Source organism: Saccharopolyspora sp. NPDC050642 (genome assembly GCF_040654735.1).
GTDB classification, from domain to species: domain Bacteria; phylum Actinomycetota; class Actinomycetes; order Mycobacteriales; family Pseudonocardiaceae; genus Saccharopolyspora; species Saccharopolyspora elongata.
In genome coordinates this window covers 300,670-307,038 of sequence record NZ_JBFAIN010000006.1, presented here as the reverse complement: position 1 = coordinate 307,038, position 6,369 = coordinate 300,670, and the positions used below count along the sequence as shown (strand labels likewise).

The 6,369-nt window shown below is 71.0% G+C and carries 4 protein-coding genes; 2 read left to right on the top strand and 2 right to left on the bottom strand.

Annotated features, from left to right (window positions below; translation table 11 throughout):
• Positions 1–238 precede the first annotated feature (238 nt).
• Positions 239–1,711: an AMP-binding protein gene (locus AB0H93_RS13380; protein WP_358571904.1), complete on the bottom strand. Its 1,473-nt coding sequence runs from the start codon at positions 1,709–1,711 to the stop codon at positions 239–241.
• A gap of 213 nt (positions 1,712–1,924) precedes the next feature.
• Between AB0H93_RS13380 and AB0H93_RS13375 the strand changes: the two genes are divergently transcribed.
• Positions 1,925–3,082: an LLM class flavin-dependent oxidoreductase gene (locus tag AB0H93_RS13375; RefSeq protein WP_358571902.1), complete on the top strand. Its 1,158-nt coding sequence runs from the start codon at positions 1,925–1,927 to the stop codon at positions 3,080–3,082.
• A 107-nt stretch (positions 3,083–3,189) separates the two neighbouring features.
• Here the strand turns inward: AB0H93_RS13375 and AB0H93_RS13370 are convergent, their stop codons facing one another.
• The gene (locus AB0H93_RS13370) at positions 3,190–5,007 is read right to left on the bottom strand and encodes an NAD(P)-binding domain-containing protein (RefSeq protein WP_358571900.1); all 1,818 of its coding nucleotides are present in this window, start codon (positions 5,005–5,007) and stop codon (positions 3,190–3,192) included.
• 162 nt (positions 5,008–5,169) lie between these two features.
• On the opposite strand from AB0H93_RS13370, the gene AB0H93_RS13365 reads away from it, so the two are divergent.
• A complete protein-coding gene (locus tag AB0H93_RS13365) occupies positions 5,170–6,360 on the top strand; it encodes a transcriptional regulator (protein ID WP_358571898.1) in 1,191 nt (396 codons plus the stop codon).
• Positions 6,361–6,369 lie beyond the last annotated feature (9 nt).

The window sequence follows — 6,369 nt, the reverse complement described above, 5'->3', positions numbered from 1 at the left end:
GTGACGTGCCGGTGGTCGGCAGTTTCGATTGAAACTGTGGGAGGTTGTCCACGGGTGTCGGTGTGTCGTGGGGTGACGTGCCGGTGGTCGGCAGTTTCGATTGAAACTGTGGGAGGTTGTCCACGGGTGTCGGTGTGTCGTGGGGTGACGTGCCGGTGGTCGGCAGTTTCGATTGAAATTGCGGGAGTTGTCCCCACCTATCTGTGCGTTGGGTGGCGATGTCCGGAGGGGCGGGCGATCACGGCAGGCGTTCGGCTCGGAGGCGGGAGCGGCGGATCTTGCCCGCCTCGTCCCGCAGCGGGGCCGCGACGAACTCGAAGCTCCGGGGCAGGCGGTACGGCGCGACCCGGGCGCGGAGGTGTTCCAGCAGTGACTCCTCGGTCACCGGGCAGCGCGGGTGGACGATCGCGTGCGGGACGTTGCCGAGATCGTCATCGGGCAGGCCGATCACGCAGCTGTCGACCACTGCGTCGTGCAGCGCCAGTGCCGCTTCCAGCTCCGCCGGGTACACGTTCGCGCCGCCCACCAGGATCATGTCCGTCTCCCGGTCGCCGAGGTAGAGGTACCCGTCCTCGTCGAACCAGCCGATGTCGCCGAGGGATTCCCAGCCTTCCCCGTCGACCTGCGCCCGGCCGCCCAGCAGCTGGTACGTCGGATCGACGTCCGCCGCCGTGCGCATCCACACCTTGCCCTCCCGGCCCGGCGGCAGGACCCGGCCTTCGGCGTCGCGCACCTCCATCTCGCCGCGCAGCACCCGGCCGACCGAGCCCGGGTGCGCCAGCCATTCCTCGCTGGTGATGAACGTGGCGGCCTGCGCCTCGGTGCCCGCGTACAGCTCGCGCAGGATCGGCCCGACCCAGTCGATCCACTGCCGCTTCAGCCACACCGGCACCGGCGCCGCCGTGTGGAAGACGGCGCGCAGGCTCGACATGTCGGCGGCGTCGCGCACCTCCGCGGGCAGCTTCGAGATCCGGGCCAGGATCGTCGACACCACGTACAGCCAGGTCACCTTGTGCTCGCCGATCAGCCGCAACGTCTCGGCGGCGTCGAAGCGGCGCATCAGGATCACGTGGTTGCCGCGCAGCAGCCCCATGGCCACGGACATGTTCGGCGCGTTGTGCGACACCGGGGACGGCACCAGCGCGACGCCGCCGGGTTCGATGCCGAAGCTGTCCGCGGACGGTTCCACGTCCTCCACCAGCGCGGGCCGCCCCGCGACGATCACCTTGGGCCGCCCGGTGCTGCCGCCGGAGGTCGGCGCCTTCCACGCGGGGGAGACCGCCACCGGCAGCGGCCCGTCGTCCTGCTGGGCGGAGCGGAACCGCGCGGGCAGCACCGGGCGCCCGCCGGTCAGCTCGGGTTCGACGTCGCCGATCACCAGCGCCGGCTCGGTCAGCGCGATGATCTCCGCCAGTTCGCCGGCCGGGAGCTTGGGGCTCAGCGGCTGGGGCACCGCGCCGACCTTCCAGGCCGCGATCTCGGCGAGCACGAACGGCACCCCGTTGGGCAGCACGATGCTGACGAAGTCGCCCTGCCGCACCCCGCGCGCCAGCAGGTCGCGGGCCAGCCGGTTCGACTCGGATTCCAGCTCGGCCCGGGTGAGCGTGGTGTCCTCGCAGGTCAGCGCGGCGCGGTCGGGTTCGGCGGCGGCGAGTTCGGCCAGCCGAACGGGGAACGGGGTACCGGCGGCGGGTCGGTCGGCTGCGGGCACTCTCGAGCTCCTTGTCGTCCACTTCGGACCGGCGGACAGCGGAAAACCGGCTTTGTGCACCGAATGAATCACCGACCGGTGGGTACGACAAGTACGGCACGCCTAACGGACCGATAGGCGCAGGCTATTCCGGCCGGTCCGGTCGGGCGATTGCAGACCGCGGGCGACTTTAGTGCACTGGGGAAGGCATCCCGGGCTACCCAGGAGGTAGGCGTGAGCAAGCTGCGTTTCGGCGTTTTCCTGGCCCCCTTCCACACCGCGGGCCAGAACCCCACCCTGGCACTGCACCGCGACCTCGAACTCATCCAGCACCTCGACGCGCTCGGCTACGACGAGGCGTGGATCGGCGAACACCACTCGGCGGGCAGCGAGCTGATCGCCTCGCCGGAGATCTTCATCGCCACGGCGGCCGAACGGACGCGGTACATCAGGCTCGGCACCGGCGTGATCTCGCTGGCCTACCACAACCCGCTGTGGGTGGCGGACCGGATGGTGCTGCTGGACCACCTCACGCGCGGCCGGGTCATGCTCGGCGTCGGGCCCGGCTCGCTGCCCACGGATTCGGCCATGATCGGCCTCAACCCGACCGAGACCCGCGAGCTGCTCGACGAGAACCTCGACATCGTGCTGCGCCTGCTGCGCGGCGAAGCGGTCACCGCGCAGACCCGGACGCACAACCTCGTCGACGCGCGCCTGCAGTTGCGGCCCTACTCGGATCCGCTGTTCGACGTGACGGTGGCCGCGGTGGCGTCTCCGACCGGTCCCCGGCTGGCCGGGCGGCACGGCATCGGGCTGCTGTCGATCGGCGCGACGCTCACCGCCGAGAGCTTCGACGCCCTGGGCCACCACTGGGGCATCATGACCGAGCGCGCCGAGGCCTTCGGCACCGAGGTGGATCGCGAGGCGTGGCGGCTGGTCGGCCTGATGCACGTCGCCGAGACGCGGGAGCAGGCGTACCGGGACGTCGAGCACGGGATCGAGGACTGGTTCGAGTACTTCCAGAAGATCGCGGCCTTCCCGCAGATGCACGTGTCGGGCGGCGACGTGCGGGAGATGATCGCGTTCATCCGCGATTCGGGCGTCGGCGTGATCGGCACCCCGGAGGACGCGGCGGAGCAGGTGCAGCGGCTGGTGGACCAGTCCGGCGGGTTCGGCGCGATGCTGCTGATGGCGCACGAGTGGGCGAACCCGGCGGCGACGAAGCGCTCCTACGAACTGATCGCCCAGCACGTGGTGCCGGCCTTCCAGGGGCAGTGCCAGTCCACATTGGACGCGAAGGCGCGGGCGAGCGCGACGCGCGAAGGCCACGCCCAGGCCCAGCACGACGCGGTGGCCCACATGGCCAGGAAGTACGAAGCCGAACGCGCCTAACCGAGGTCCCTCCTGCGGAGCGGCAGGTCCGTGAGTACTTTGTGCTGCTGCAGCGGCACAAAGTACTCACGGCAGGAGCGACCAGCGGAAACAGGCGCGCCGGCTGGTCAGGACAGGTGGTGCACCTCCTGCAGGCCGTAGACCGGCGTCGGGATGCCCTCGTACCTGGCCTTGAGCTGCAGGGCGAGGTAGAGCGAGTAGTGCCGGGACTGGTGCAGGTTCCCGCCGTGGAACCACAGGCCCTGCTGCTGCGTGGGTTTCCACATGTTGCGCTGCTCGCCCTCCCACGGCCCGGGATCCTTCGTCGTGCCCGAACCCAGGCCCCAGCACTTGCCGACCTTGTCCGCCATCTCCTGGCCGGCCAGGTCCGCCACCCAGCCGTTCATCGAGCCGTACCCGGTCGCGTAGACGACCACGTCGGCCGGCAGCTCGGTGCCGTCGGCGAGCACGACGCCGTCGGCGGTGAGGTGGTCGACCTTGCCGTGGGCGAGGGCGATCTCGCCGTCGGCGACCAGTTCGGAGGCGCCGACGTCGATGTAGTAGCCGGAGCCGCGGCGCAGGTACTTCATGAACAGCCCGGATTCGTCGTCACCCCAGTCGAGCAGGAACCCGGCCTTCTCCAGCCGGTCGTAGAAGTCCGCGTCGCGCTCCCGGATCTGCTTGTACACCGGGATCTGGAACTCGTGCATGATCCGGTACGGCAGCGACGCGAAGACCATGTCGGCCTTGTCGGTGGTCATCCCGGAACTCACCGCGCGCTCGGAGTAGAGGTCTCCCATGGCGATGTCCATCAGCGATTCGGACCTGACGATGTGCGTGGAGGAGCGCTGCACCATGGTGACCGCGGCGCCGTGCTCCCACAGCGCGGCGCAGATGTCGTGGGCGGAGTTGTTGGAGCCGATCACGACCGCCCGCTTGCCCGCGTAGGAGTCGGGGCCGGGGTGCTGCGAGGAATGGTGCTGATCGCCCTCGAAGAGCTCCATCCCCGGGAACGACGGGATGTTCGGCTTGCCGGACATGCCGGTGGCGAAGACGAGCTGCCGGGGCGTGAGGGTGATCGCCTCGCCGTCGCGGTCGACCACGACGGTCCACTGCTCGGTGGCGTCGTCCCAGCTGGCGGAGGTGACCTCGGAACCCGTCCAGTACGGGACCTCCATCACCTGCGTGTACATCTCCAGCCAGTCGGCGATCTTGTCCTTGGGCGCGAAGACCGGCCAGTTGTCGGGGAAGGGCAGGTACGGCAGGTGGTCGTACCAGACCGGGTCGTGCAGGCACAGGCTCTTGTAGCGCTTGCGCCACGAATCCCCGGCGCGGGCGTTGCGTTCGAGGACGAGGGCGGGCACGCCGAGCTGGCGGAGCCGCGCGCCCAGCGCGATGCCGCCCTGCCCGCCGCCGATGACGACGACGTAGGGCTGCTGCTCGTGCCCGAGCTCGGTCGTCTCGCGGTCGCGTTCTTCGGCCCAGGAGCGACGTCCCCTGATCGTCCCGTGGTGGGCGCCCTTCGGGCGTCGTTCGCGTTGCGGTTCCTCGAATCCCTTGAGCTCGCGCAGGCTGGTGAGCAGCGTCCAGCCGCCCTCGTCGGTCAGCCGGAGATGTCCCTTCCCGCGGCCGCCGGCCGTCTCGAACTCGATCCACGCCTCGATGACGCCCGCCGACTCGACCGGGGCCTCCGTGGTGCGGAAGCCGGCGGGGGCGGTGTGGGCCAGGCAGGACTCCAGCATGTGCGCGATGCCCTCGCGCCCCTCGACGGTCTTGATGTTCCAGGTGAACGACACCAGGTCCCGCCAGTAGCTGTCGGCGGCGAACATCTCGGCGGCCTGCCGGGCGTCGCCGGCCGCGAGCGCGGACTCGAAACGATTCAGCCAGGCATCGACGCGCTCCTGCGGGGAGCCGGGCCGTGCCACCGGGTCGATCGTCTGCGTCATCGCAACTCCCTGTCATCCCAGTTGTCGAGTAACGCAGATCACACCCCTCGTTCGGAGTGGTCGGCAAGGGTTGCAGCGAATTGCAATCCGCCCCGGCTATCGCGTGCAGTGACCGGTGCCACATATCATCGCCGCGAGAGCGATGGCGCGGGAGGTGGACAGGTGAGCGTTCCGCACGCTGTCCCGCCGGGCAGGCACCTGCCCGACTACGCCCGCGACCTGGTGCGGATGCACGACGCCGTCATCTCCGGAAGCCGGCCGCAACTGCGGCCCCGCGCCCTCGTCTCCCGTTCCTGGTCGCGCGTGCTCGGGCTCGGCCTCACCGCCGACGGGCGCAACGTCCGCGCCGCCCTCGCTGAGGAGGAACTGGCGCGGCGGCGGCACGATTCGCCGCTGCGGAACGTCATCGGCGAACTCAGGCAGGTGATCGGGGCGGTGTCCGACGCCTCGCCGCTGCTGCTGGTGGTCACCGACGCCGATGGCGTCATCCTCTGGCAGGAGGGCGCGTCGCCGGTCCGTCGCCGGGCCGAGGACCTCGGTTTCCGCCCGGGCGCCGAGTGGACCGAGGCGAACGTGGGCACCAACGCGATCGGCACCGCGCTGGCCGAGGCCGCGCCGGTCGAGCTGCTGGCGGGCGAGCACTTCGAGCAGGGCCAGCATCCGTGGTACTGCACCGCAGCGCCGATCCACGACCCGCGCACCGGCGCGCTGCTGGGCGTCGTCGACGTCAGCGGGCCCGCCCTGACGCTGCACCCGGCGATCGGCGCCCTGGTGGAGACGGCGCGGCGGCTCGCCGAGTCCCAGCTCTGGCGCGGCCATCGGCAGGGCCTGGAACGGCTGCGGCGGTCGGCCGAGCCGCTGCTGGCCGTGGCCGCCGGGCCGGCCCTGCTGGTCGACGACGACGGCTGGGTCGCGCACAGCTCGGGTATCGCGGTGGGGGACCGGATCGCCGCACCGGCCGACGGGCAGGTCATCGCGGTTCCCGGCGTCGGTGCCTGCCTGCCCGAGCGGCTGGCGGACGGCTGGCTGATCCGGCCGTCGGACCGCGGGCGGGCGGTGCTGCTCGACCTCGACCTGTCCGGATCGCCGATGCTGCGCCTGCGCTCCGGCGACGCCGAATGGCACCGCCCGCTGACCAGGCGGCACGCCGAGATCTTCGCGCTCCTGCACTCCGCCGGCCCCGCCGGCCTCACCGCGCAGGCGCTCAGCAGAGCCCTGTTCGGCGACTCCGAGCACCTCGTCACCGTCCGCGCGGAGGTGTCGCGGCTACGCCGCCTGCACGGAACCCTCGTGGAGACCAGGCCCTACCGGTTGGCCGACGGAGTCGAGCTGGCCGTCCACCGAGCGCCGTGATCCCGGGGC

What these genes read in the sequence shown, in the direction of transcription:
- AB0H93_RS13370 (WP_358571900.1), bottom strand. Translation starts at nt 5,007, where the DNA reads ATGACGCAGACGATCGACCCGGTGGCACGGCCCGGCTCCCCGCAGGAG.